Origin of the sequence: Streptomyces sp. CB00316, assembly GCF_001905595.1 — a bacterium.
Taxonomy (GTDB): Bacteria; Actinomycetota; Actinomycetes; order Streptomycetales; family Streptomycetaceae; genus Streptomyces.
In genome coordinates, this window is sequence record NZ_LIXI01000010.1 from 199537 (window position 1) to 221844 (window position 22308).

Annotated in this window: 19 protein-coding genes and 3 pseudogenes; 12 read left to right on the plus strand and 10 right to left on the minus strand. The window is 70.9% G+C overall.

Annotated features, from left to right (window positions below; genetic code table 11):
- Positions 1–54: 54 nt before the first annotated feature.
- Both AMK21_RS26315 and AMK21_RS26320 read right to left on the minus strand, forming a co-directional pair.
- Positions 55–1140: a DNA alkylation repair protein gene (locus AMK21_RS26315; RefSeq protein ID WP_073881680.1), complete on the minus strand. Its 1086-nt coding sequence runs from the start codon at positions 1138–1140 to the stop codon at positions 55–57.
- Positions 1141–1166: 26 nt separating this feature from the next.
- Positions 1167–1460, minus strand: a complete 294-nt coding sequence (locus AMK21_RS26320) for a hypothetical protein (protein WP_073881681.1) — start codon at positions 1458–1460, stop codon at positions 1167–1169.
- A gap of 104 nt (positions 1461–1564) precedes the next feature.
- Between AMK21_RS26320 and AMK21_RS26325 the strand changes: the two genes are divergently transcribed.
- Together AMK21_RS26325 and AMK21_RS26330 are read left to right on the plus strand one after the other, a co-directional pair.
- Positions 1565–2119, plus strand: coding sequence for an ABATE domain-containing protein (locus tag AMK21_RS26325; RefSeq protein WP_073881682.1), 555 nt, complete (start codon positions 1565–1567; stop codon positions 2117–2119).
- Between the two features lie 27 nt (positions 2120–2146).
- Positions 2147–2937: pseudogene (locus AMK21_RS26330) on the plus strand (transposase).
- Positions 2938–3074: 137 nt separating this feature from the next.
- Here AMK21_RS26330 and AMK21_RS26335 read toward each other — a convergent pair.
- From AMK21_RS26335 to AMK21_RS26345, 3 genes and pseudogenes are all read right to left on the minus strand, one after another.
- A complete protein-coding gene (locus tag AMK21_RS26335) occupies positions 3075–4280 on the minus strand; it encodes a S8 family peptidase (RefSeq protein WP_073881683.1) in 1206 nt (401 codons plus the stop codon).
- Between the two features lie 536 nt (positions 4281–4816).
- Positions 4817–6062: pseudogene (gene mgt / locus AMK21_RS26340) on the minus strand (macrolide-inactivating glycosyltransferase); the annotation flags it as partial.
- Between the two features lie 9 nt (positions 6063–6071).
- Positions 6072–6673: pseudogene (locus tag AMK21_RS26345) on the minus strand (extracellular solute-binding protein); the annotation flags it as partial.
- A 105-nt stretch (positions 6674–6778) separates the two neighbouring features.
- Between AMK21_RS26345 and AMK21_RS26350 the strand changes: the two are divergent.
- The 6 genes from AMK21_RS26350 (at position 6779) to AMK21_RS26375 (ending at position 11047) form a co-directional block, all read left to right on the plus strand.
- Positions 6779–7645, plus strand: coding sequence for a phosphotransferase enzyme family protein (locus AMK21_RS26350; protein WP_073881781.1), 867 nt, complete (start codon positions 6779–6781; stop codon positions 7643–7645).
- Between the two features lie 97 nt (positions 7646–7742).
- A complete protein-coding gene (locus tag AMK21_RS26355; protein WP_079181265.1) occupies positions 7743–8150 on the plus strand; it encodes a hypothetical protein in 408 nt (135 codons plus the stop codon).
- Entirely contained in the window at positions 8147–9472 is a 1326-nt protein-coding gene (locus tag AMK21_RS26360; RefSeq protein ID WP_234422055.1) for a hypothetical protein, read from the plus strand. Before AMK21_RS26355 ends, AMK21_RS26360 begins: the two co-directional genes overlap by 4 nt.
- Before the next feature lie 58 nt (positions 9473–9530).
- Entirely contained in the window at positions 9531–10028 is a 498-nt protein-coding gene (locus AMK21_RS26365) for a hypothetical protein (protein WP_073881686.1), read from the plus strand.
- Between the two features lie 59 nt (positions 10029–10087).
- On the plus strand, positions 10088–10600 hold the full coding sequence (locus tag AMK21_RS26370) for a hypothetical protein (protein WP_073881687.1): 513 nt from the start codon (positions 10088–10090) through the stop codon (positions 10598–10600).
- 93 nt (positions 10601–10693) lie between these two features.
- The gene (locus tag AMK21_RS26375; protein ID WP_073881688.1) at positions 10694–11047 is read left to right on the plus strand and encodes a DUF4333 domain-containing protein; all 354 of its coding nucleotides are present in this window, start codon (positions 10694–10696) and stop codon (positions 11045–11047) included.
- A 12-nt stretch (positions 11048–11059) separates the two neighbouring features.
- Here the strand turns inward: AMK21_RS26375 and AMK21_RS26380 are convergent, their stop codons facing one another.
- Both AMK21_RS26380 and AMK21_RS26385 read right to left on the minus strand, forming a co-directional pair.
- Entirely contained in the window at positions 11060–11773 is a 714-nt protein-coding gene (locus AMK21_RS26380; protein WP_073881689.1) for a 3'-5' exonuclease, read from the minus strand.
- 101 nt (positions 11774–11874) lie between these two features.
- Entirely contained in the window at positions 11875–13110 is a 1236-nt protein-coding gene (locus tag AMK21_RS26385) for an SAV2148 family HEPN domain-containing protein (RefSeq protein WP_073881783.1), read from the minus strand.
- A 394-nt stretch (positions 13111–13504) separates the two neighbouring features.
- Between AMK21_RS26385 and glgX the strand changes: the two genes are divergently transcribed.
- Complete coding sequence (glgX, locus tag AMK21_RS26390) at positions 13505–15634, plus strand: glycogen debranching protein GlgX (protein ID WP_073881690.1); 2130 nt, start codon at positions 13505–13507, stop codon at positions 15632–15634.
- A gap of 81 nt (positions 15635–15715) precedes the next feature.
- Complete coding sequence (gene treY, locus AMK21_RS26395) at positions 15716–18103, plus strand: malto-oligosyltrehalose synthase (protein ID WP_073881691.1); 2388 nt, start codon at positions 15716–15718, stop codon at positions 18101–18103.
- Between the two features lie 44 nt (positions 18104–18147).
- Here treY and AMK21_RS26400 read toward each other — a convergent pair whose 3' ends face one another.
- A complete protein-coding gene (locus tag AMK21_RS26400; protein ID WP_073881692.1) occupies positions 18148–19167 on the minus strand; it encodes a cytochrome P450 in 1020 nt (339 codons plus the stop codon).
- Positions 19168–19365: 198 nt separating this feature from the next.
- Positions 19366–19932, minus strand: a complete 567-nt coding sequence (locus tag AMK21_RS26405; RefSeq protein ID WP_073881693.1) for a DUF1707 and FHA domain-containing protein — start codon at positions 19930–19932, stop codon at positions 19366–19368.
- 147 nt (positions 19933–20079) lie between these two features.
- Here AMK21_RS26405 and AMK21_RS36720 point away from each other — a divergent pair, with 147 nt between their 5' ends.
- Both AMK21_RS36720 and AMK21_RS26410 read left to right on the plus strand, forming a co-directional pair.
- Positions 20080–20208, plus strand: a complete 129-nt coding sequence (locus tag AMK21_RS36720; RefSeq protein ID WP_267893935.1) for a hypothetical protein — start codon at positions 20080–20082, stop codon at positions 20206–20208.
- Between the two features lie 62 nt (positions 20209–20270).
- Positions 20271–21194: a GNAT family N-acetyltransferase gene (locus AMK21_RS26410; RefSeq protein WP_073881694.1), complete on the plus strand. Its 924-nt coding sequence runs from the start codon at positions 20271–20273 to the stop codon at positions 21192–21194.
- On the opposite strand, the gene AMK21_RS26415 is transcribed toward AMK21_RS26410, so the two are convergent.
- The gene (locus AMK21_RS26415; protein ID WP_073881695.1) at positions 21154–22302 is read right to left on the minus strand and encodes an alpha-L-fucosidase; all 1149 of its coding nucleotides are present in this window, start codon (positions 22300–22302) and stop codon (positions 21154–21156) included. The two genes, AMK21_RS26410 and AMK21_RS26415, sit on opposite strands and share 41 nt — an antisense overlap.
- Positions 22303–22308 lie beyond the last annotated feature (6 nt).

Here is a 22308-nt window from a genome sequence, read left to right on the forward strand (position 1 = left end):
GGTGGCGCCGCGATGGCAGATACGCCACCGAAGCGGGATGCGAGGCGGTTGCCCTCAGCAGTGCAGCGTGAACGAGGCTTCCCCGTGGGATCGGCCGTTGACCTGGAGCTGAACCAGATGGACACCCGGGTGGTAGCGCCGCGTGCTGATCGGCTTGAAGGAGTGTCTGCGTGTCGCGCGCCACGTCTCGCCGGGAGCCAGGGACCGCGTGGTGAGTTTGAAGACCTTGGGAGTTCGGGTCCCGTTGGCCTTCATGTGGAGGACGACGTAGTCGATGACGAGGTGGGCGATCTGATCGTGAGTGTTGGTCACCGAGTAGTCGAACAGCAGGTGGTCGCCGACCCGGATTTCTGAGGCGTGGACGTGCGGGCCCTCGACGGCGACGGGACTGTCCGGGGAGTAGCCGAGCAGCGTAAGGGCGCCGGCGTGGCCGGACTTGATCAGGGTGCGCAGGCCGTGCCGTACCAACCGGGTCGTCGTCGGTGCCGGGTCGCTCAGCCAGCGCGCCGCGATACCAGTGGCGATGTCGGGGTGGTCACGGCTGATGTCGTTGAGGTGGTTGGCCACTGATCTGCGGACGTACTCGGAGTCATCCCGGTACAGCGCGTCGAGCAGGGGCAGTGCGGGTGTCGGATCCGCGATCAGTTCCGGAAGCTGGGGCGCCCAGGGCAGTCTTGGCCGCGTGCCCTCACTGGCCAGTCGGCGGACGTGGAGGTCGGGATGCGCGGTCCACGGCGTCATGACGTGGAGCGCGCGTTCCAGGTCGGCACGGAGGAAGGGCCGGACGGCGATCTCCGCGGTCAGGCGCGGGGTGAGTTCTGCCAGCAGGGCGAGCGCCGGTTCGAAGGCGTCCCGGCCCCGTACGGCGACGGCCTCGGTGACAGGGAAGATCATCCATCCGGTGAAATCGCTGTCCTGCAGTGCGGTGCGCAATACGTTCGCGAAGGCCGGGTAGTCCGCCGGAAGATCAGCCAAAACGGCATTTCTGATCAGGGCGACACGCTCGGTGAAGCTCAGCCCGTCCAGGACGGCGCCGCACCCCCGGGTCTCCTGCGCCGTGATCCCGTCACCGGCTCGCGTAAGGCATCGGGCGAGGTCGGCGACGGTGTCCGCGCTGAGTAGTTCGTCTGCCGAGGGCACAGCGTCATTCTCCTTGATCTCGGGGGCTATGCGGTGTGCAGTACCTGAGCGTGCCGCATCTCGTGCACTGTGCCGATTCGGCTGAAGAAGCCCTGTGCCCGGGGGTCGGTCGGCATTTCCTTGGCCGCGCGCTCGGCGACGGCGGCGGACGACCAGATGATGAAGTCCAGGACGGTGCCGTCGTCGAACTGGGCGAGGTGGGCGCCCTGAAAGCCGTCGCCGTAGAGCTCCTTGAGTAGTTCCACGAGCTGCTCTCGGTGGGCGGTGAGGGCGGCAGGGTCGTCGGTGTCGAACCTGACGTACTCGATGGTTGCACTCATGGCATCACCCTTCGTCGACCACGCGACTCACGGACTTGGCGGATCAAACCCGTGAGCTGAAGTTATCACGGGTTCGCTGACCTGAATCCAGTAGATTGAGGGACATGACCATCCGGGACCTGCAGGAAATGCCGTGGATCGGCGAGGACCCGGTCCTCGACCTGGCCAACACCGTCGTCGTCGGCGCAGGCCCGGGGCGCGGCGACGTCGACTTCCTCGCCGATCGGGAACTCACCAGGCGATGGCGCGCCCGCGCCGCCGACCGCAGATTGGCCGCCCTCTCCTTGGAGGAGCTGGAGCGGCTGCGTGAGTTGGTCCGCGACGCGCTGGACGCGACAGCCGGACAGCGGCCGCTCACCGACAGCCTGCGGACCCGCCTGAACGAACTCGCCTCGTCCGCCCCCGTCGTCTTCCGGATGACCGGCGACGGCCTGCTCGCACAGCAGGAGCAGGGTGGCGGCGCCGACGCCGTCGTCGCTCGCGAGACGCTCGTCCTGGCCGCGGGTCCAGACCGTCAGCGGGTGCGGCGCTGCCACGCCCCCAGCTGCGGCATGTTCTTCCTGGCCAGGCGCCGTGACCAGGCATGGTGTTCCCTCGGCTGCGGCAACCGGGCGAGGTCCACCCGGCGCCAGCCACGAGAAACGGGAACCCACAGCTGATGAGACAAGGGAACCCAAAGACAGGTTGTGACACCAGACTCGGACTCCCTCGCGACCGCACTCTATGTGAAGACCGACGACCTGCTGAAGGCGTCCCCGCATCTCGCGCCATGGCGGCCAGCCGTGGGGATCACCCCGCGGCTCACCGACGCCGAGCTGGTCACGCTGGCGATGACGCAGGCCATGCCCGGCTTCACCTCAGAGGCCAGGTGGCTCCGGCATGCCCGCGCCCACCTGCGGCATCTCTTCCCGTACCTGCCCAAGCAGCCCGGCTACAACAAGCGTCTACGCAAGGCCGCCGGACTGCTTCAGCGGGTCACCCGGCTGCTGGCCACCGATAGCTCGGCATGGAGCGACGACGTGTGGATCGTGGACTCCACGCCGGTGGAGTGTGGCCGTTCACGCGAGACCGTCAAACGCTCCGACCTGGCCGGATGGGCCGAGTACGGGTACTGCGCCAGTCACAGCCGCTTCTTCTGGGTCCTGCGGCTGCACCTGGTGTGCACCCTCCAGGGCCTGCCCGTCGCCTTCGCCCTGACCGGGGCCAAGGCCGACGAGCGCGAGACCCTGCTGGACCTGCTCGCAAGGGCGAGCCGGAGCGGCCCGGCGCACCCATGTTCAAGCCATTGCGGCAGGTCATCGAGTCGGTCAACGAGACCTTCAAGGGCCAACTCGACCTCGAACAGCACCGAGGGCGCACACCCGGCGGCGTCGTCGCCCGCGTCATGCAGCGAATCCTCGCGCTGACCGCCGCGATCTGGCACAACGACCACACTGGGCAGCCCGTCCTACGCTCGCTCACCGCCTATGACCACTGACCCCTTGGAATCGATCATCTAGAACGATCCTTCCTCCGGCGCGCAGCCGCCGCGCCCGGTGGGGGAGGGCGCGGCGGCTGCTGTGCGCGAGTGGTGCCGGACGGGGGCGGTGGGGCGCCTCCGTCCGGCAGCGGGTCCTACTCGACGATCTTGAGGAGCTTGTTCGCCGTGCCCTCAGTCGCGTTGGAGATGGCGTCCGGGGTGGCTCCCTCGGTCAGCGCCGTGGCGACCGCCTCCGGGGAGGCGTCCGGGTTCCCCGCCAGGTAGACCGCGGCCGCGCCGACGACGTGCGGGGTGGCCATGGACGTACCGGAGATGGTGTTGGTGCCGGTGTCGCTGTCGTTCCAGGTCGACGTGATGTCCGAGCCCGGGGCGTAGATGTCCACGACGGGGCCGAAGTTGGAGAACGAGGACTGCTCGTCACCCTCCGTGGACGAGGCTACGGTGATCGCCTCGGGAACGCGGGAGGGCGAGCCCTGGCCGGCGTCGCTGGACTCGTTGCCGGCAGCCACACCGAAGGTGATACCGGCGGCGATGGCCTTCTGGACGGCCTCGTCGAGAGCCGGGTCGGCGCCGCCGCCGAGGCTCATGTTGGCGACGGACGGGCCGGACGCGTTGGCGGCGACCCAGTCGATGCCGGCGATGACCTGCTCGGTGGTACCCGAGCCGTTGTCGTCCAGGACACGGACGGCGACGATCTTCGCCTTCTTGGCGACGCCGTGCGCGGCCCCGGCGATGGTGCCCGCCACGTGGGTGCCGTGCCCGTTGCCGTCGTCGGCGTCGTCGTCGTTGTCCACGGCGTCGAAGCCCGAGGTGGCGCGGCCCTCGAAGTCCTCGTGGGTGACGCGGACACCGGTGTCGATGACGTACGCGGTGACACCCTCACCGGCGGTGTCGGGGTAGGTGTACGCGTTGTCGCCCGCGGTCTCGGTCTGATCGACGCGGTCCAGACCCCACGACGGGGGGTTCTCCTGGGTGGCGTTGATGCTGAACTTCTTATTCTGCACCACCTTGGCGACGGACGGGTCGGCGGCGAGGCGCTTGGCCTCGGTCTCCGAAAGCCCGCTGGCGGAGAAGCCGTTGATGCTGGAGGAGTAGTTCCGCTGGAGCTTGCCGCCGTACTCCTTGGCGAGCTTCGACTTGTCCGCCTTCTCGCCCAGCATGACGATGTAGCTGCCGGAGACGGCGCTCTCGGCGTCCGCGCCGTAGACCGTGCCCATGGGGGCCGGCGAGGCTCCGGCGAACGAGGTTCCGAACAGGGTGACTCCGGCTGCGGCTGCCACGGCAGTGATCGCGGCGGTCAGCTTGGTCCGGCGGGTGGTGGTGCGCTGGCGCTTGGCCATGAAGAGGGGTCTCCTCGTCAATCTCTGTGGGGGGATTGACCTCCGGCCGGAAGATCTCCGGGGGTTGGCTCGAAACCCTGACCGATTGACGAGCACAGATCAAGACCCCCTTGCAGCTGTGACTTACTCAACAAGGTTTCGTAATAGGAAATCGGCCATGGCGGGTCACAACGGGCGGCGGTCGTCAACACGCAAGCGACAAAGCCGGATCGACGCCTCGCGAAGGCGCTCACTCACCGATGAATCACCAGCTCAGGGACGTGGCCGAGTCCGTTTCGCCACTGCGGACCGCACCCGCGCGGCCGGAAGGGACGTCGTGAGGCGCACACGGGTACGCGTGAAGACCTGTGAACGTGCGTGAAGAAGTACGCGAGAGGGGTGAAGTCCCCTGCCGGAGATGTGGAGCCACCCGGGGGATGCGTGCAGATGCAACGATCACCGGCATCGCACATACCGACGCCCCACCCCGCACCACCGTGTCGCACGGCGGGCAGGACGGGGCGCACAACGTCCGGATATCAGTGCGGCCGATCCGCTCAGAGCGACAGTTCGGCCTCGATCAGATCGGCCGCGCGGGGCGTGCCGCCCTCCTTCGCCATCCGCTCCCGCAGCCGGGCGGACCGCTCCGCCACCTCCGGGTCGTTGGTCAGGGCGAACACGGCTTCGCGCAGCGTCGCCGCGTCGGCCTCCGCCATCGGGACATGCCGGGCCACCCCGAGCGCCTGGAGCACGTCGGCGTTGCCGAACTGGTCGACGGCCTGCGGCACGGCCACCATCGGCGTCCCCGTGGCGAGCCCTTCCTGGCTGCCGCCCGCACCGGCGTGGGTGATGAACGCGTCGGCCTGCTTCAGCACCGCCAACTGCGGCACCCACGCGTGCACTTCCACATTCGCCGGTACGTCTCCGAGCTCGGCCGGGTCGACATGCGCGCCGATCTGGAGCACCACGTGCCAGTCGGGCAGGTCACCGAAGGCCGCGACGCACTCCCGGTAGAAGGCGGGCTGCTTGGTGAACGAGGAGCCGAGCGAGACCAGGAGCACCTTCCCGGCCCCGGCCGGCCGCTCCCACTCCCCCTGGTCGGCCCGGTCGCCCTGGCAGGCGCCGACGAAGGTGTACATCGCGCGGTCCACCCGGTCCGCGTTGGGCTGGAGCGCCTCGGGGATCAGGACGAGGCCGCGGCGCGGACGGGCCACGAAGTCGTCGCTGGAGACATGACCGAGGCCGTTGTCGGCGAGCCAGCCCTCGAAGCGGGCGTAGTACGCCTTGCCGCGCTCGGTCTGCTTCAGCTCGGCGGTCATGGGCTCGCCGACCTCCTCCTCGTACCCCTCCCAGGGCACCAGGTTGGGCCAGAGGGAGACGGCGGGGACGCCCCAGCGATGGGCGAGGACGCGGGCGGGGTAGGAGGTGATGTCGTGCAGGACGAGGTCGGGCTCGTCGCCCTCGAAGGCGGCGGTCAGCTGCGGGAGGGCCTGGACGGCGTCGGCGAGGAAGGGTTCGAGGTTGTCGATCAACTCGGTGCCCCAGGCCTCGGGGTCGTCGTCCGTCGGCAGGGTCGAGGTGTAGATCACCGGCTCGGCTCCGGTGGCCGCGACCTTGTCTGCGAACGAGGCGGGGATGGCGTAGCTGACACGGTGCCCACGGCTGACGAGCTCGCGGATCACTTCGAGGCTCGGGTTCACATGTCCGTGGGCGGCGATGGAGAACATGGCGATGTGGGCACGCGGGGATTCCGTCATGCCTCCCACCATAAACGAGACGATACGTCTCGTCTGAATATTTCCGATGTCCTCCTCAGCGCTGGTAGCGGGCCAGGACCCGGTTGCCGTCGACGACCAGCCGTTTCCGCAGCTCACCGGCGCCGATCGCGCCGCTGTAGTACTCCTGGAGCGCGGGGGTCGCCACCTTGTCCTTCCACTCGGGGTAGCCCCGTACGGTCTGCGCGGGCGCCGGGCACAGATGCCCGGCGAGCGCGCTCCCGGTGGCCCAACCGTTCTCTTCGGTGTGCAGGGAGGGGTGGGCGAGGGCGGTCGTGCCGGTGGGGAGCATCCAGTCGCCCCGGGCCAGGCGCACCATGTTCGGCGGCCGCAGCAGGAAGTCGATGAAGGCGACGGCCTCCTCCTTGTGCGGGCTGTCCTCGGCGACGGAGAGAGTCTGCGGGCTCACACCTTGAGCCAGTCCCCCGCTGCCCGCCGGGCGGGCAGGACCGTCCACGCGAAGCCTTCGGGGGCCTGCTCGACGACCTGCTGGCGGTAGGCGAAGCCGAGCGGGAGCATGGCGTACCGGCCGCCGAAGAAGCCGGACAGGGCGTCCGATCCGCCCATGCCCAGCGCCGTACGGGCCGCGCTGCGGTCGGTGTTGACCTGGTCGTGGATAATGCCGGTCACCACCCGGTCGCGGGCGCGCTTTATCCCGTCCTGGCTGTTCTGGCGGCCCCGGTGCTCGTGCTGACGGGCCGTCGGTTCGTCAAGGTGGCCTGCGCGGATGCGAAAATCGCACCCATGGACGAGATGCGTGCGCGTGAGGTGCTGACGGCCGCCGGTTTTTCGGGCGCGGCGGAGCTGCTGGCGCTGGGCGAGAACGCGGTCTTCGCGGCCGACGGTCTGGTGGTGAAGGTCGGACGGGACGCCACCGGCCACCCGGAGTTGGCGGCCAGGGCCGAGCGGGAGGTGGCCGTCGCTGAGTGGCTCGCCGCGTCGGGCGTTCCGGCCGTGCGGGCCGCCGAGCACCGGGTACGTCTGGTGGAGGGCCACCCGGTGACGCTGTGGCACCGCCTGCCCGACCCCGTACGCCCCGCTGAGCCGCGCGACCTGGCGCCTCTGCTCTCCCGGGTGCACGCGCTCCCGGCCCCGGCGGACTTCACGCTTCCGCGCCGTGAGCTGCTCGGCGGGGTGGAGCGCTGGCTGACCCTGGCGGGCGACACGATCGACCCGGCCGACGCCGACTACCTCCGCGCCCGCCGCGACGGCTTCGCGGCCGCGGCCGCCGCCCTCACCCCGCACCTGTCCCCGGGCCCGATCCACGGCGACGCGCTCCCCCGCAACGTCCATGTCGGCCCCGAGGGCCCGGTCCTGGTCGACCTGGAGACCTTCGCCACGGACCTGCGGGAACACGACCTGGTCGTCCTCGCCCTCTCCCGCGACCGCTACGGGCTCGCCCCCGCGGCCTACGACGCGTTCACGACCGCGTACGGCTGGGACGTGCGGGAGTGGGAGGGCTGCGCGGTCCTGCGCGGCGCCCGCGAGACGGCCAGCTGCGCCTGGGTCGCCCAGCACGCCCCCGCCAACCCGAAGGCGCTCACCGAATTCCGCCGCAGGGTGGCATCGCTACGCGAGGGGGACGCGGAGGTTCGCTGGTACCCCTTCTGAACGGGCGCGGGGGTGCAGTTCCGGTGCCCGATGATCTGTACGTACGATGCGCCCTGGCCGTGAGGTCGAACAGGTGAGATTGCAAAGGGGGTTGGTTATGGGAACCGGAGAAGGCGGCGAGCAGAAGCTCGCAACCTCGGCGAGCGACAAGAAGCGCGCGACGAAGTACATAAGAGAGCACCTGATGCCCGATACCCAGGCCGCCGGCCGCATAGCTGTCGGCGGTGGCTCGGTGCGGACTCCGTTCCTCGCCGCGTCGGCGACTCCCCCGAGCCCTCTGGTGAAGCAGGACACCGGACTGAAAGGGCTCCCCGTCTGGGCCTCGGCCCAGGGCGTCTCCGACGCGCTGGGCGCCTGGCAGGCGCAGGTGAACCGGCTGATGGGACGGTTGCAGCAAGAGCTGAACGGACTGGAGGGCGCGAAGACCATCTTCCAGAACCAGGACCTCGCCACCGGCGCTCAGGTCAACTCCATAAGGCTCCCCAGCAGCCTCGACGAGATGTGACGGGCACCGCCATGACGCTGAATTATCAGGACGTGGTGACGGCTGATCTGTCTTCCTTCACGGACGTGGCTGCGGCGTGGGAGAAGATGGGCGAGCGCTTCGGTGAGTTGAAGACCAATTACGCGCAGAACGTGCAAGGCGTGCTGGCCAACGGGAGCTGGCAGGGCCAGGCATTCGGTGCCCAGCAGAACAGTGCTGCGGCCATCGCTTTCGAGTTCCAAGCTGCGAAGACCGAGGCGCTGGCCATCGCCAGCCTCCTCACGGATGCGCAGACCGAGCTGACCCGTCTGCAGAAAGCGGTCAAGAATCTGGTCGCCGACGCCGAGAAGAAGGAATACAAGGTCGACAGCTTCGGCAAGGCGACTTACGTCGGGTACGACAACCTCTCCCCGCAGGAGCGGTACGTCTTCCAGCACGACCCCGACCACACCCGTCTGCTGGCCGACGCCCGGGAGAAGGCGCAGGGCTGGACCGATCAGATAGCCAAGGCGGTCAAGGCCGTCGACGACGCCGACCAGAGCGTGAAGCGGGCGCTGTCCCGCGCTACGAGCGATGCCTCGATCGACGGTATCGGCATCGGCGGGTTCAACACCCAGGCCGAGGGCGATCTCGCGAAGGCCGGTAAGCCGGACCCCAAGCCCGGCAAGAAGGACGGATGGGTCGCCGAGACCGACTCCGAGGCCTCGGGACCAGCAGTCGGGACGGACGCCAGCGGTCCGAACATCGGGAAGGGGAAGCTGGCCGAAGCCGAGGCACACGCCGACCTCGGCCGCGCCAAAGCGGAGGGCACGCTCACCAACGCTCCGATGGAGCTGGCCGGTGAAGCCGAAGCCTATGCGGGCGCCAAGGCATCGGCGGCCGCCGGCGTCACGAACGAGGGCGCTCAGGCCGAGGCCAAAGCCTTCGCGGGCGGCGAGGCTTCGGCCAGCGGCACCGCCGACGCTGGCCCCGTCGGCGTGTACGGCCGGGCTGAGGCCATGGCGGGGGTGGAGGCCGGGGTCAACGCGCAAGCAGGTGTGGACGGCGTAGCTCTGGGCGCCGAGGCATTCGCCGGCGCCAAGGCCGCCGTCGGTGCGGGCGCGGACACCGGTGGAATCGGCGTGGGTGTCACAGCCGAGGGCTGGGCCGGTCCTGGCGCCGAGGCGAGTCTCAACGCCAGCAAGGATGCCAACGACGTTTGGCACTTCGGCCCGAAGGTGGGCATTTCCCCGGGCCTCGGTGGCGCCGTGGGGTTCGAGTTCACCGTCGACCCGGGGAAGGTCGTCAATACCGTGGGCGACGCGGCGAGCTGGGTAGGAGACGGGCTCGGCAGCCTGTTCTGACGCACGCCACAGCGGACCCGCTGCCCTGAGCACACCAATACCGTAAGGAGAGACCGGAATGACCACCACTCTGCCTGTACCGATCGCGTTCGAACTACCGGACGGCTGGCGCGCCACGCCGCCGGACGGGGTAGGCGCGACAGGCGCGGCGTTCGTCGCCCTGCACCCGCATCCGGATGCGGGATTCACCGCCAACATCACGATCGACGGCGAGTTCCGCCTGGACGCGGCAACGCTCCCCGAGATCGCCGACGAATCGGTGGAGAACCTGCGCAGGTCCGCCGCCTCGGTCGACATCGCCGAACGCCGGAAGGTCGGTTCCGAGGACGCCCCTGGCCTCACCCAGACCCTTGCCGTCTCAGTTGTCGCCGGGGGTACGCTCCGCAACCTCGTCCAGTCACAGGTCTACCTGGCCATGCTGGACGTCACCGATCCGAGCAAGCGGGCGGTGATCCGTCTGATCCTGACGGTGACCTCGGCCCAGCACAGCGCCGTCATCGAGGACTTCCGGGACTTCGTGCGCACAGTCCGCCCGGACACCGATATGACGTCGTAGGGCCTCCGCCAGAATGACCTTTCTTGCACCGGCAATCCAACCCCTCATAGGTTGAGCTCATGGGATTCTTCGACAGGCTGACCGGAACCAGACACCCCGAGGCCGGGGTGGCGCCGCGACCGGCCGAGGAGTTGCGGACAGCCCTACTCGGTCTCAACCGGCCGGATGCCCCCTACATCATCAGTGACGGCGCGGCGTACGGCGCCGATCTGGTGGCTGAGTGGCGAATCGCCGAGCCCGCCTGGCAGACGTTCTTCATCGAATCCCAGCTGACGCACGCCACCCGGATCCGGATGCGTCTGGCCGAGGACGTCCCCGAGGTGCGTGCCGTCGAGGAGAGTTGGGAAGTCACCCGCGTCGGGAATCCTCCGCGGCTCCGGATTTCGGCGGAGTACGGGCGCGGCGGGGGCAGGACTGTCTCGCGACGGTACACGCTCCAGCGAGGGGAGAACGGCCGCGTCGAAGCGGCCGAGTCATTCAGCTTCGACAGCGCGCAACTGACGGGCCCTCTGCGGAACACCACCCTGAAGTCGGGCTGGACCTGGCGTGGAGTGATCTTCGGCAGGCTCTGAGTGGCCCGTCGGCCCCTCCGGCGACACACCGGCGGCACGGTGCCGCGTATGCTTCCGCCGACTCTCTCCCATCACTCGAAATGGAGCCTCCCCATGCCCATAGCCCGTTTGACCGCGGTGACATGGAGCCTCTCGGCCGTGGCCGTCGGCGCGCTGCTCGTCGGCTGTTCGGGGTCGGTCAGCGTCGGAGACTCGGAGCCGAAGCTGTCTTCGGACAAGCTCGCCACGACAGTCTCCGAAAAGCTCGCGGCCACCATGAACCAGCCGAAGCCGGCCATCACCTGTCCCGAAGACCTTGCCGGAAAGGTGGGCACCACCACCCGCTGCACGCTCACGGCGAAGGACGGCAGCACGCTGGGGGTGTCGGTCAAGGTCACCTCGGTCGAAGGAGAGCAGATCAACTTCGACATCAAGGCCGACGACACGGCGTCCCCGGCCCCGAACTGACACGCCGTCCGGTCACCCGCTCCGCGGGATCACCGGCCAGGCCTGCTCCACCACAGCCGTCGGGTTCGCCGTACGGCGGAGGTACGCCTGCAGCGAGGCGGACTGTTCGGCGGCCGCCCGGACCTGGAGGGCGTGGAGCTCGGTGGGGGGCAGGGTGCTGACCGGGCGGTGGCGCTCGCCCATCCGGCGGACCACGCGGACCGCCGCCACCGCGTCGGCGGTCGCGTCGTGGGCGTCGGACAGGGTCACACCGTAGTGCTCGCACAGGGCTTGGAGGGCCCGCTTGCCCTTGCGGTACTTGTCGACGTGCTTGTCGATCACCAGGGGGTCGATGACGGGCGAGGGCACGCCGCCGATCCGCTGCTCGACGGAGTCCAGTCCGTACCGCCCGCATTCGCGGTCCAGGAGCGAGAGGTCGTAGCGCGCGTTCATCACCACCAGCGGCACACCGGAGCGCAGTACCTCGGCGACCGCGTGGGCGATCTCCTCCACGGCCGAGGCCGCCCGGGCGCCGTGCTTGCGGGCGTGGTCCGTGCCGATGCCGTGGATCGCGGAGGCCTGCTCGGGTATCGCCACCCCCGGATCGAGCAGCCAGGTCCGCTGCTCGGCGACCGTCCCGTCCGGCTCCAGCCGGACCAGCGCGGCGGTGACGATGCGGTCGGTCTCGACGTCGGTCCCCGTCGTCTCCAGGTCGAAGCCGACCAGTGGTCCCTGATGCCAGCTCATCCCGATACCTCCTTCGTGGTGCTCCCCCGTGGTGCTCTCCCCCGAGTGATGACCACCTTCGCACGCGGCACTGACAACGACGGGGACGGGTGGCGGGAGCCCTACGACACCGGGCGTGAGTCCGTCCAGACCGACTCGAACTCCTCCCGGTACGTCTCGAAGAGGCCGCTCTCGCTGTCCTGCCCGGCCCGCACCACCGTGCGCCGCCCTCCGCCGCGCAGCACCAGCACCGGCGCCTCCATGCCCCGGGCCCGCCGCAGATAGGGCTGGACGACACCCACCGCGTCCGCCCCGTCGCCGTCCACCAGGTACGCGGTGAAGCGCGGGGTCTCGTCGAAGACCTGGATCTCGAAGGCACCCGGGTCGCGGAGCCTGGAGCGGACCCGGCGCATGTGGAGGATGTTCATCTCCACCGAGCGGCTCAGCTCGCCCTTCTTGAGGCCCAGTTCCCGCTCCCGGCGCTTCACCGCACTGCTGGCCGGGTTGATGAAGAGCAGCCGGACCCGGCACCCCGACTCGGCGAGCCGGACCAGCCGACGGCCGGAGAAGTTCTGGACGAGCAGGTTGAGGCCTATGCCGATGGCGTCCAGCCGCCGCGCCCCGCCGAACAGGTCCTCGGCCGGCAGCTGCCGCTGGAGCCGGACCCGGTCGGGGTGGACGGAGACCACGTCCGCGTACCGGTCGCCGACCAGCTCCTCCACCGCGTCCACCGGCAGCCGGTCGGCGGAGGGCACGGAGGCCCCGCTGCCGAGGATGTCCAGGAGGCGGGCGGAGGCCCGCTCCGCCTGGGCGAGCACCGCCTCGTTCAGAGCGCGGTTGCGGGAGACGACGTTGCGGGTCACCTCCAGCTCGTCGAGGGCCAGCTCGACGTCCCGCCGGTCGTCGAAGTACGGCTCGAAGCACGGCCAGTGCTGGACCATCAGCTCCCGCAGCTGCGGGAGCGTGAGGAAGCTGAGGACGTTGTCGTCGGCCGGGTCCAGCAGATAGCCCTTGCGCCGCGACACCTCGCGCACGGCGACGGCCCGCTGCACCCACTCCTGCCCGGCCGGTCCGGCCGCGGCCACCACCCAGTCGTCGCCGTGCACCGGCTCGTAGATCGGCCGGAGCACCGCGGCGACGACCGCGCGCAGTCTCTGTTCGACCAGATTCAGCCAGATGTAGGCGCGCCCGGCCCGCTGCGCACGGGTACGTACCTCGCTCCAGGCCTCGGCGCCCCACTCCAGCTCGGCACCGATCTCCATGGGCTGCGCAAGGGACACCGCCCCGGGCGGCGCATCGGTCGATTCCCCCTCGTGACCTGCGTCACCTGGGGGTAGCTCGAACCCTCCCGAGCTCACCCGCGTACCGCCTTCCACTCCCCCACCCAACGATCAAGGAAGGGTACTCCGGGAGCGGGATCCGATGCAGCCCGATGGCCGGGCCGGTTTCCCAACTCCCGTTTCGCAGCGGCCTGTTCCTTGTGGCGAGATCGGGTGGAGTGAGCTGATTCATAGTGATTAGGCACCCCGACGAAGGCCGCGATCCGGACGCCGCCCGGCCGGGCGTGTCCGTAATCGCGTCCGGGGCGGCACCCCGGTGTCCGAAGTTGACCGGTGTGGCCGGAGCCGGACGACGGGACCCGGCCGCACCGTGTGACGTACTAGGTGCGCGCCCCACTTTCGGGGAGTATTCGGGGAGTAACGGGCCGAGGAAAGCCACCGCACCCGGATCAGAAGTGGAAGAGTCTCATCTATGCAGGTCTGGCCGGGACACGCTTATCCCCTCGGCGCCACCTATGACGGCGCCGGCACCAACTTCGCGGTCTTCTCCGAGGCCGCCCACCGGATCGAGTTGTGCCTGTTGCACGACGACGGTTCAGAAACGGCGGTGGAGCTCCGCGAGACCGACGCCTTCGTGCGCCACGCCTATCTGCCCGGGGTGATGCCGGGTCAGCGGTACGGCTTCCGGGTGCACGGGCCCTACGAACCGCAGAACGGGCAGCGGTGCAACTCCGCGAAGCTACTGCTCGACCCGTACGCCCGTGCGGTCGCCGGGCAGATCGAGTGGGGCGAGTCGGTGTACGGCTACCCGTTCGGGAAGCCCGACGCCCGCAACGACCTCGACTCGGCGCCGCACACCATGAGCTCGGTGGTGGTCAACCCGTACTTCGACTGGGGCGACGACCGCCGCCCCCGTACGGACTACCACCGCACCGTGATCTACGAGGCCCATGTGAAGGGCCTGACGATGCTCCATCCGGGGCTCCCGCCCGAGCTGCGCGGTACGTACGCGGGGCTCGCGCACCCGGAGGTCATCGCCCACCTCACCGAACTGGGCGTCACGGCGATCGAACTGATGCCCGTTCACCAGTTCGTCCAGGACCACCGTCTGGTCGACATGGGGCTCGCCAACTACTGGGGTTACAACACCATCGGCTTCTTCGCCCCGCACAACGCGTACGCCTCCTGGGGCGAGCGCGGGGAGCAGGTGCTGGAGTTCAAGCAGGCGGTGAAGGCCCTGCACCAGGCGGGCATCGAGGTCATCCTCGACGTCGTCTACAACCACACCGCCGAGGGCAACCACCTGGGCCCCACGCTCTCCTTCCGCGGTCTCGACAACGCCTCCTACTACCGTCTGACCGACGACCAGCGGTACTACATGGACACCACGGGCACCGGGAACTCCCTGCTCATGCGGTCCCCGCACGTACTCCAGATGATCATGGACTCGCTGCGGTACTGGGTGACCGAGATGCACGTGGACGGCTTCCGCTTCGACCTGGCGGCGACCCTCGCCCGCCAGTTCCACGAGGTGGACCGGCTCTCCTCCTTCTTCGACCTGGTCCAGCAGGACCCTGTGGTCAGCCAGGTGAAGCTGATCGCCGAGCCGTGGGACGTGGGCGAGGGCGGCTACCAGGTGGGCAACTTCCCTCCACTGTGGACGGAGTGGAACGGCAAGTACCGCGACACGGTCCGCGACCTGTGGCGGGGCGAGCCGCGCACGCTGGCGGAGTTCGCCGGGCGGCTGACGGGCTCTTCCGACCTCTACCAGGACGACGGGCGCCGCCCGCTCGCCTCGATCAACTTCACCACCTGCCACGACGGCTTCACGCTGCACGACATGGTGTCGTACAACGAGAAGCGGAACGACGCCAACGGCGAGGGCAACCGGGACGGGGAGAGCCACAACCGGTCCTGGAACTGCGGTGCCGAGGGTGAGACCGATGATCCGGAGGTCCTGGAGCTGCGGGGCCGGCAGATGCGGAACTTCATCGCCACGCTGATGCTGTCGCAGGGCGTGCCGATGCTGAGCCACGGGGACGAGTTCGCCCGGACGCAGAAGGGCAACAACAACGCCTACTGCCAGGACAACGAGCTCTCCTGGATCCACTGGCCCGACCCGGGCGCCCCCGACGACGAGTTCCGGCGGAACCTGCTGGAGTTCACCCGCTCCATGGTGTGGCTCCGCCGCGACCACCCGGTCTTCCGGCGCCGCCGCTTCTTCCACGGCAGGCCGGTGGAGGGCACGCACGACGAGCTCTCCGACATCGCCTGGTTCACGCCGGAGGGCCAGGAGATGACCCAGCGGGACTGGCAGGCGGCCCACGCCAAGGCGATGACCGTGTTCCTCAACGGCCAGGCGATCTCCGAGCCCGGGCCACGCGGGGAGCGGATCACCGACGACTCGTTCCTGCTGATGTTCAACGCGAGCGCCGAGACGCTGGAGTTCGCCGTCCCGGTGGACCACGGGGAGCAGTGGCAGGTCGTCGTGGACACCGCGCGGCCGGAGGGGGTGCCTCCGGGGACGGGGCCGAAGGTGGCCGAGGGCGAACAGGTGACCCTGATCGGGCGCAGCCTGACCGTGCTGAAGCGGCCCGCCTGAAGCCCTGCCCACAGGTTCGACAAGGGTGAGCGTCCCGCCCGGGGTGACACAGGTCGCCCCGGGCGGGGTACGTAGAAGTGCATGACGCCCACCGCCACGTACCGGCTTCAGATCCAGCCCGACTTCCCCTTTCCGGCGGCCGAGAAGGCGGTGCCGTACCTGGCCGCGCTCGGCGTCTCCCATCTGCACCTCTCGCCCGTCCTGGAGGCGGTCCCCGGCTCCCGGCACGGCTACGACGTGGTCGACCACAGCCGCGTACGGGAGGAGCTGGGCGGCGAGGAGGGGCTGCGCAGCCTCGCCGCCACCGCCCGGCAGCACGGGCTCGGGCTGGTCCTCGACATCGTGCCGAACCACATGGCCGCCGTGCCCCGCCACAACCGCCAGCTCTGGGAGGTCCTCCGCGAGGGCCGCGCCTCCCCGTACGCCAGCTGGTTCGACATCGACTGGGCGGCGGGCGGCGACAAGGTGCTGCTCCCTGTTCTGGCCGGTCCGCTCGGCGGCGAGCTGGAAGCCCTCAGCGTCGACGTCGACGCGGAAGTGCTGCGCTACGGCGAGCAGGAGTTCCCGCTGCGGGCGGGCACGGCGGACCTTCCGCTGACCGAGCTTCTCGACGCCCAGCACTACCGGCTCGCCTGGTGGCGGCTGGCCCGTACCGAGCTGAACTACCGCCGCTTCTTCACCGTCTCCGAGCTGATCGGCGTCCGCGTCGAACACCCCGAGGTCTTCGACGCCACCCACGGGAAGGTACTCGAACTCCTCCGCGACGGGGTGCTGGACGGATTGCGCATCGACCACCCGGACGGCCTGGCCGACCCGGCCGCGTACCTGCGGCAGCTGAACGAGGCCACCGGCGGCCGGTGGACGGTCGTGGAGAAGATCCTCACCGGCGACGAACCCCTCCCGGCCGGCTGGGCGGTCGCCGGGACGACGGGGTACGACGCGCTGCACCGGATCGACGGGCTGTTCACCGACCCGGCGGGCGCTGCGGAGCTGCTCGGCCGCTACCGGGAGTTCGCGGGCCCGCCAGGCGACCGGGGCGGCTACTGGAAGGCGACCGTCCGCCGGGCCGCGTACCGGGTGGCCACCCACGAACTGGCCTCCGAGACGGCCTGGCTGACCCGGCTGGCGGCCTCCGTCTGCGCCGCCGACCCCGCCCTGCGCGACCACGCGCCCTGGGCGCTGCGGACGGCGATCCGGGAGCTGCTGGTGCGGGTGCCGGTCTACCGGCCGTACGTCACGGCGGGCGTACCGCCGACCCGGATCGCGGAGGAGACGCTTCCGGACGATGCCGTACGGGACGCGAAGGCGGTGTTCTCCGTGCCGGAGGAGGCCGCCGCCGTCGACGTCGTACGGGATCTGGCGCTCGGGCGGCTGGGGGACGGCGAGGAACAGGCGTCCTTCTGCGCCCGGTTCGCGCAGACCGCGTCCGCGCTGCACGCGAAGTCGGTGGAGGACACGGCGTTCTACCGGTACGTGCCTCTGATCTCGGCCACGGAGGTGGGCGGGGACCCGGGGCAGCCCGCGGTGACGGTGGACGCGTTCCACGCCTTCGCCACCCGGATCGCGCGGGAGTGGCCCGCCACGGGGACGGTCCTGACCACGCACGACACCAAGCGCAGCGCCGATGTCCGGGCCCGGATCGCGGTCCTGTCGGAGTGTCCGGAGCGGTGGGCCGGGCTGGTGGCCGAGCTGACGGCGGTCACGCCCGTCGCGGCGCCGGATCCGCAGCTGGCGTGGCAGGCCTGGCAGTCCGGTTACGGCTGCGCGCCGCTGCCCGCCGAGGAGCTGGGCGCCCGGCTGGAGCCCGCCCTGCTCAAGGCGGTGCGCGAGGGAGGGCTGTTCACGAGCTGGACGGAGCCGGACGAGGCGTACGAGAGGGCGGTGACGGACTTCGTCGCGGCGGGCCCGGGCAACGGTTCCGGTACGGCCCGGGGGCTGGTGGCCGGCTTCGCCGAGTCGCTGGCCCCGCATGTACGGGCCAACGTGCTGGGGGCGGCGCTGGTGCAGCTGACGATGCCCGGGGTGCCGGACCTGTACCAGGGGACGGAGAGCGAGTATCTGGCCCTGGTCGACCCGGACAACCGGCGCCCGTTCCGGCGGCCGGACGAGCCGGCGGATGAGAAGCAGGAGGTGACGGCGGCGGCACTGGGGCTGCGGCGGGAGCTGCCGGAGGTGTTCGGGGAGTCGGGGACGTACGTGCCGCTGGAGGCGCGGGGTGCGGCGGCCGGGCATGTGGTGGCGTTCTCCCGGTCCGGCGAGGTGGTGGTGGCGGTGACCCGGCTGTCGCTGCGGCTCGCGGAGGACGGGGGGTGGCGGGACACGGTGGTGGAGTTGCCGGACGGGGGGCCGTGGCGGGATGTGCTGGCGGCCTCGTCCTCGCCGGGGCGGGAGTTCGCGGGGGGTGCGGTGGCGGCCCGGGAACTGTTCCGGGAACGGCCGGTGGCGCTGTTGCGGCGGGTACGGGGGTGACGCCCGGACCGGAGGGTACGGGGCGCCCGGTCCCGGTAGATCGGTCAGGACGGACGCACGAGGAGGGTCCGCGGTCCCCGCGTGAGCACCCCGCTGGAGACCGGACGGAAGCCGTCGGCCCAGCGGATGCCGGGCATCGCCGTCAGCAGGGCGCGCAGTCCATGTCCGGCCTCCAGCCGGCCGAGCAGGGCGGCGGGGCAGCCGGCCGGGCCGGTGAGCAGGGGGTCGGCGTCGGCGCGCAGCGGGTCGAACCGGTCGGGGGCGGCGAACCGGGCCGGGTCGCGCCCCGCCGCGCCGATGAGGCAGGCGACGGGAGCCCCGGCGGGCAGTGTGCCGCCGCTGACGCGGACCTCGGTGCGGGTGCGGCGCAGCACGATCTGGACGGGCGGGTCACGGCGCAGCGTCTCCGTCCAGGCCCGGCCGAGCAGCATCCCGGCCCCTGCCCCTGGTCCTGCTCCGCCCGCCACGGCGGCCAGCAGGTCCGGGTCGTCCAGCATGTTCGCGAGGAACGAGGCGAGGGCCCGCTCCCGGAGCCCGGGGTGCCGGGCGCAGTCGGCGGTGCCCACGCCGGTCCGGACCGGTGCGTTCAGCTCCGGCGAGGAGAGCCCTGCGGGGAGCCACCGGCAGAACTCGCCGACCAGGTCGGCCTGGTCGCGCCCGGCTATCCGGCGGGCCAGGACGTACGCGGTGCGCTCCACGGCGGAGGCGGCGGCCGGGGTGCTGTCCATGAACCGGTCCGGACCGCTGCCGGGCAGCGGCGTACAGACCAGGCTGCCCCGGCAGAGCCCCAGCGGGGTGGGGACCGGGCCGCGCGGGGCCCCGTCGCGCGGGTAGCCGGTGAAGCGGGGGTCGGTGAGGGCCAGGGCCACGTCCGCGTACCGGCTCAGCAGCCAGGCGCCGAGGGGCGGGTCGTAGCCGAGCGGAAAGTCCGTGCGGAGGATCCGGTAGAGGCGCAGGCGGTACGGGTCGGTCGAGGCGCCCGGCTCCAGCAGTCCCGGCTGCCCGCCCGCCAGCCGGTGCGGGCGGCGGGCGGGGGGCAGCGCCTCGGAGCGGTCGGCCGGCATCCCTCGTCGCCCCCTGCGGTCGTGGCGTCGCCTGTCGACGCACCTGCCTCTCAGCGGACCACCGCCGGGGGCCCGGCGCAGTCGGCGTACGCCCGTTCGGGTGAGGGGACGCCGGGGCGGATGGGGTGGAGAGGGCGCGTTCCGGTGTCCCGGGGGGGGGGGGGGGGGGGGGGGGCGGCAGCCCTGAGAGGGGGCGGATCAGGCGGGCGGGCGCAGCGAAGGGGCGGTCAGCCGGAAGCTCATCCGGCCGAAGCTCACCTGGTCCCCGTCGCGCACCGGGATGGAGCCGACGAGCCGCTGGCCGTTGACGCAGGTGCCGTTGGTGGAGCCGAGGTCGCGCAGGACCCAGCGGCCGTTCCGCACGGTGAGTTCGGCGTGCAGCCGGGAGACCGTCTCGTGGTTGAGACGCAGTCCGTTGGCCGGGTCGCGGCCGATGAGCAGCGGATACGGGCTCGGCGCGGGCAGCAGCAGCTTCGGGAGCCGCTCGGTCTGCCAGGCCCGGCGCAGCCGCCCCGGAAAGGCGGATATCCCGCCGACGGCCCTGACCAGCCCCTGCGAGATGCGGCTGCCGGTGTCCAGGTCCGAGGTGAGGGCCGCCAGTTCTTCGGGGCGGCGGGCGACAAGGGCGAGCTCCATGCGCCGCATGAAGGTGTCGTGCGACAGCTTGCCCTGTGCGGCACCCTCTCTGAGCACGCCGAGGACACGGTCGCGCTGGGCGTCCGACAGCCGCGCGGGATACGTGTGGAACTCGAAGGAGGACGTCACATCGACGATTGTCGGGCCGAGGGACCCGACGTGTCCAGAACAGCACCGCTTCCCGCCCGTGCCGACCTGCACCGGGGCTCGGCGGGATAATCGGTGGACACCGTGTCCGGGCCCCGGTTACGGTCGGCACCGACGTAGGCCCGGGCCGTGGAAGTCCTGGAAGTCCTGGAGGGAGGCGAGACCGTGCGTGAGAACACCACCGGCATGACCGGCATCCGCAGCTTCTCGTCCCCGCGCTCCCGCTCCGCCCACCGGGCGGAGTCGGACCCCGTCTGACGTCTCGGAAAGCCTGACGTCCGACCGGGAGCGCGATATCTCGTCCCTGGAGGACTCTTTCCATGACCGATCCGGTCATTCGCGCGCTCACCCCGAGCGACGCCAATCTTTTCCACTCCCTTCACGACAACGCTCTCGTCGGCCGTGGCGCCTTCGGCCACCGTTACGCCACCGTTTCGGACGGCGGCGAGTACCGCCCCGACTGGACCTGGGTCGCCCTGCGCGACAACACCGTGGTGGCCAGGGCCGCCTGGTGGGGCGCCCCCGACGACACCGCGCCCATCGCCCTCGACTGGTTCGACTTCGCGCCGGGCGAGGAGGAGGCGGGCGCCGAACTACTGCGCCGGGCCCCCTTCCGCAGCGAATACTCCCTGCTGGTGCCGCCCGGCTGGCGGGAGGCACCCGACGTCCGGGCCGCCGCCGAGTCGCGGATCGCCGCGGCGCGAGCGGCCGGTATGGAGGTTCTCGTCGAGCGCTTCCGCTATGTGTGGACCCCCGGCTGTCCGCTGCCCGAGCGGCCGGGCCGGCTCACCTTCCGCCCCGAGCCGGACGACGCCGTGATCCTCGACGTACTGCGCCGGGTCCACTCGGTCACCCTGGACGCCCATGCCCGGCGGGCCATCGAGGGGCCGGGCGGTCTGGACGCGGCGGCCCAGGAGGAGTTGGACTTCTTCCGCTGGTGTCCCTCGCCCCGTGAGTGGTGGCAGCTGGCGTACACGCCGGACGGCGGTGTGGCCGGCATCCACGTGCCGGCGCACAACCCGTCCGGGCCGTGCATCGGCTTCATCGGCGTCGTCCCCGAGGCGCGCGGGCACGGGTACGGCTACGACCTGCTGGTGGAGTGCACCCGCTTCCTGGTCGAACAGGGTGCGGAGTCCATCGCGGGCGCGACGGACTGCGGGAACGCGCCGATGGCGGCCGCGTTCGCCCGCGCCGGTCATCCCGTCACTCAGGAGCGCATCGACCTGGTGTTCGCCCAGGGGTGAGTGACCCGCTCGCCGCCTCCTCGGCGAGCCAGTCGAGACGGAGCTGCTGTTCGGCGGGGATCGTCGCGTCCTCGCCGCGCGGCCCCACGTTGAGCAGCAGGTTTCCGCCGTCGGCCGCCGTGTCGCGGACCAGTGAGGTCAGCGCGCGGCGGCCGATGAAGGCGTCCGGGCCGGAGTTGCGGTTGTAGCCGAAGCTGTGGTCGATGCCCCGGGTGATCTCGTACGGGTCGGAGCCGGTGTACCGGGCGTACTCCGGCGTACGGAAGTCGAAGTCCGGCGGGGTGCGCGGTACGAAGCCCTCGCCCTGCGCCACCGTGCGCCGGTCCCACCAGTCGTAGAGGGACTTGGCACCCGGCAGATTCAGTGCCCGCCAGTGCGGGGCGTACGGGAGCAGGCGGTCGTTGACGACGCCGTGGGGGACGGTGAAGCGGTAGAAGTCGGTGAGGGAGCGGATCTCGGTGGCGGAGGCCGGCCAGGCGATGTCGTTCCAGAGGATGTCGGGGCGGTAGCGCCGGATCAGTTCCCTCACCTGCGTGTCGGCGTACGCCGGGTAGCGGCCGCGCGGGACGGCGGAGAACATGTCGGCGGCGGTGCCGATGGGCCGGTCGTCGAAGGTCCAGTCGAGCCCGCCGGAGTAGTAGACACCGAACCGCAGGCCCTCGGCCCGAACGGCCTCGGCGAACTCGCCGACCACGTCCCGGGTGGTGTGCCAGCCGGTGCGGTGCGGGTTCCGGGTCTCGGAGGGCCAGAGGCAGAAACCGTCGTGGTGCTTGGTGACCAGCACCGCGTACCCGGCGCCCGCCTCACGGAAGCTGCGCGCCCAGGCCGCCGGGTCCCAGGTGGCGAGCCCGTCCTCGAAGTCGCGGCCGAAGTCGGTGTAGGGGCGGGTGCCGTAGGAGGCGCGGTGGTGGGCGGCGGCCGGGGAGCCGGGGAAACGGAGGGAGTTCTCGTACCACTCCGCGTACGAGGTCCAGCCGAGCGGCGCACGCCGGCCCGCCACCGGAAGTTCGCCCGGCGGGACGTAGGGCGGGGCCCAGCCGGGGACGGAGGCGGGCGTCCAGTGAACGAAGATCCCCAGCCGGGCCCGGGACCACCATGAAGCGACCATGGCGGG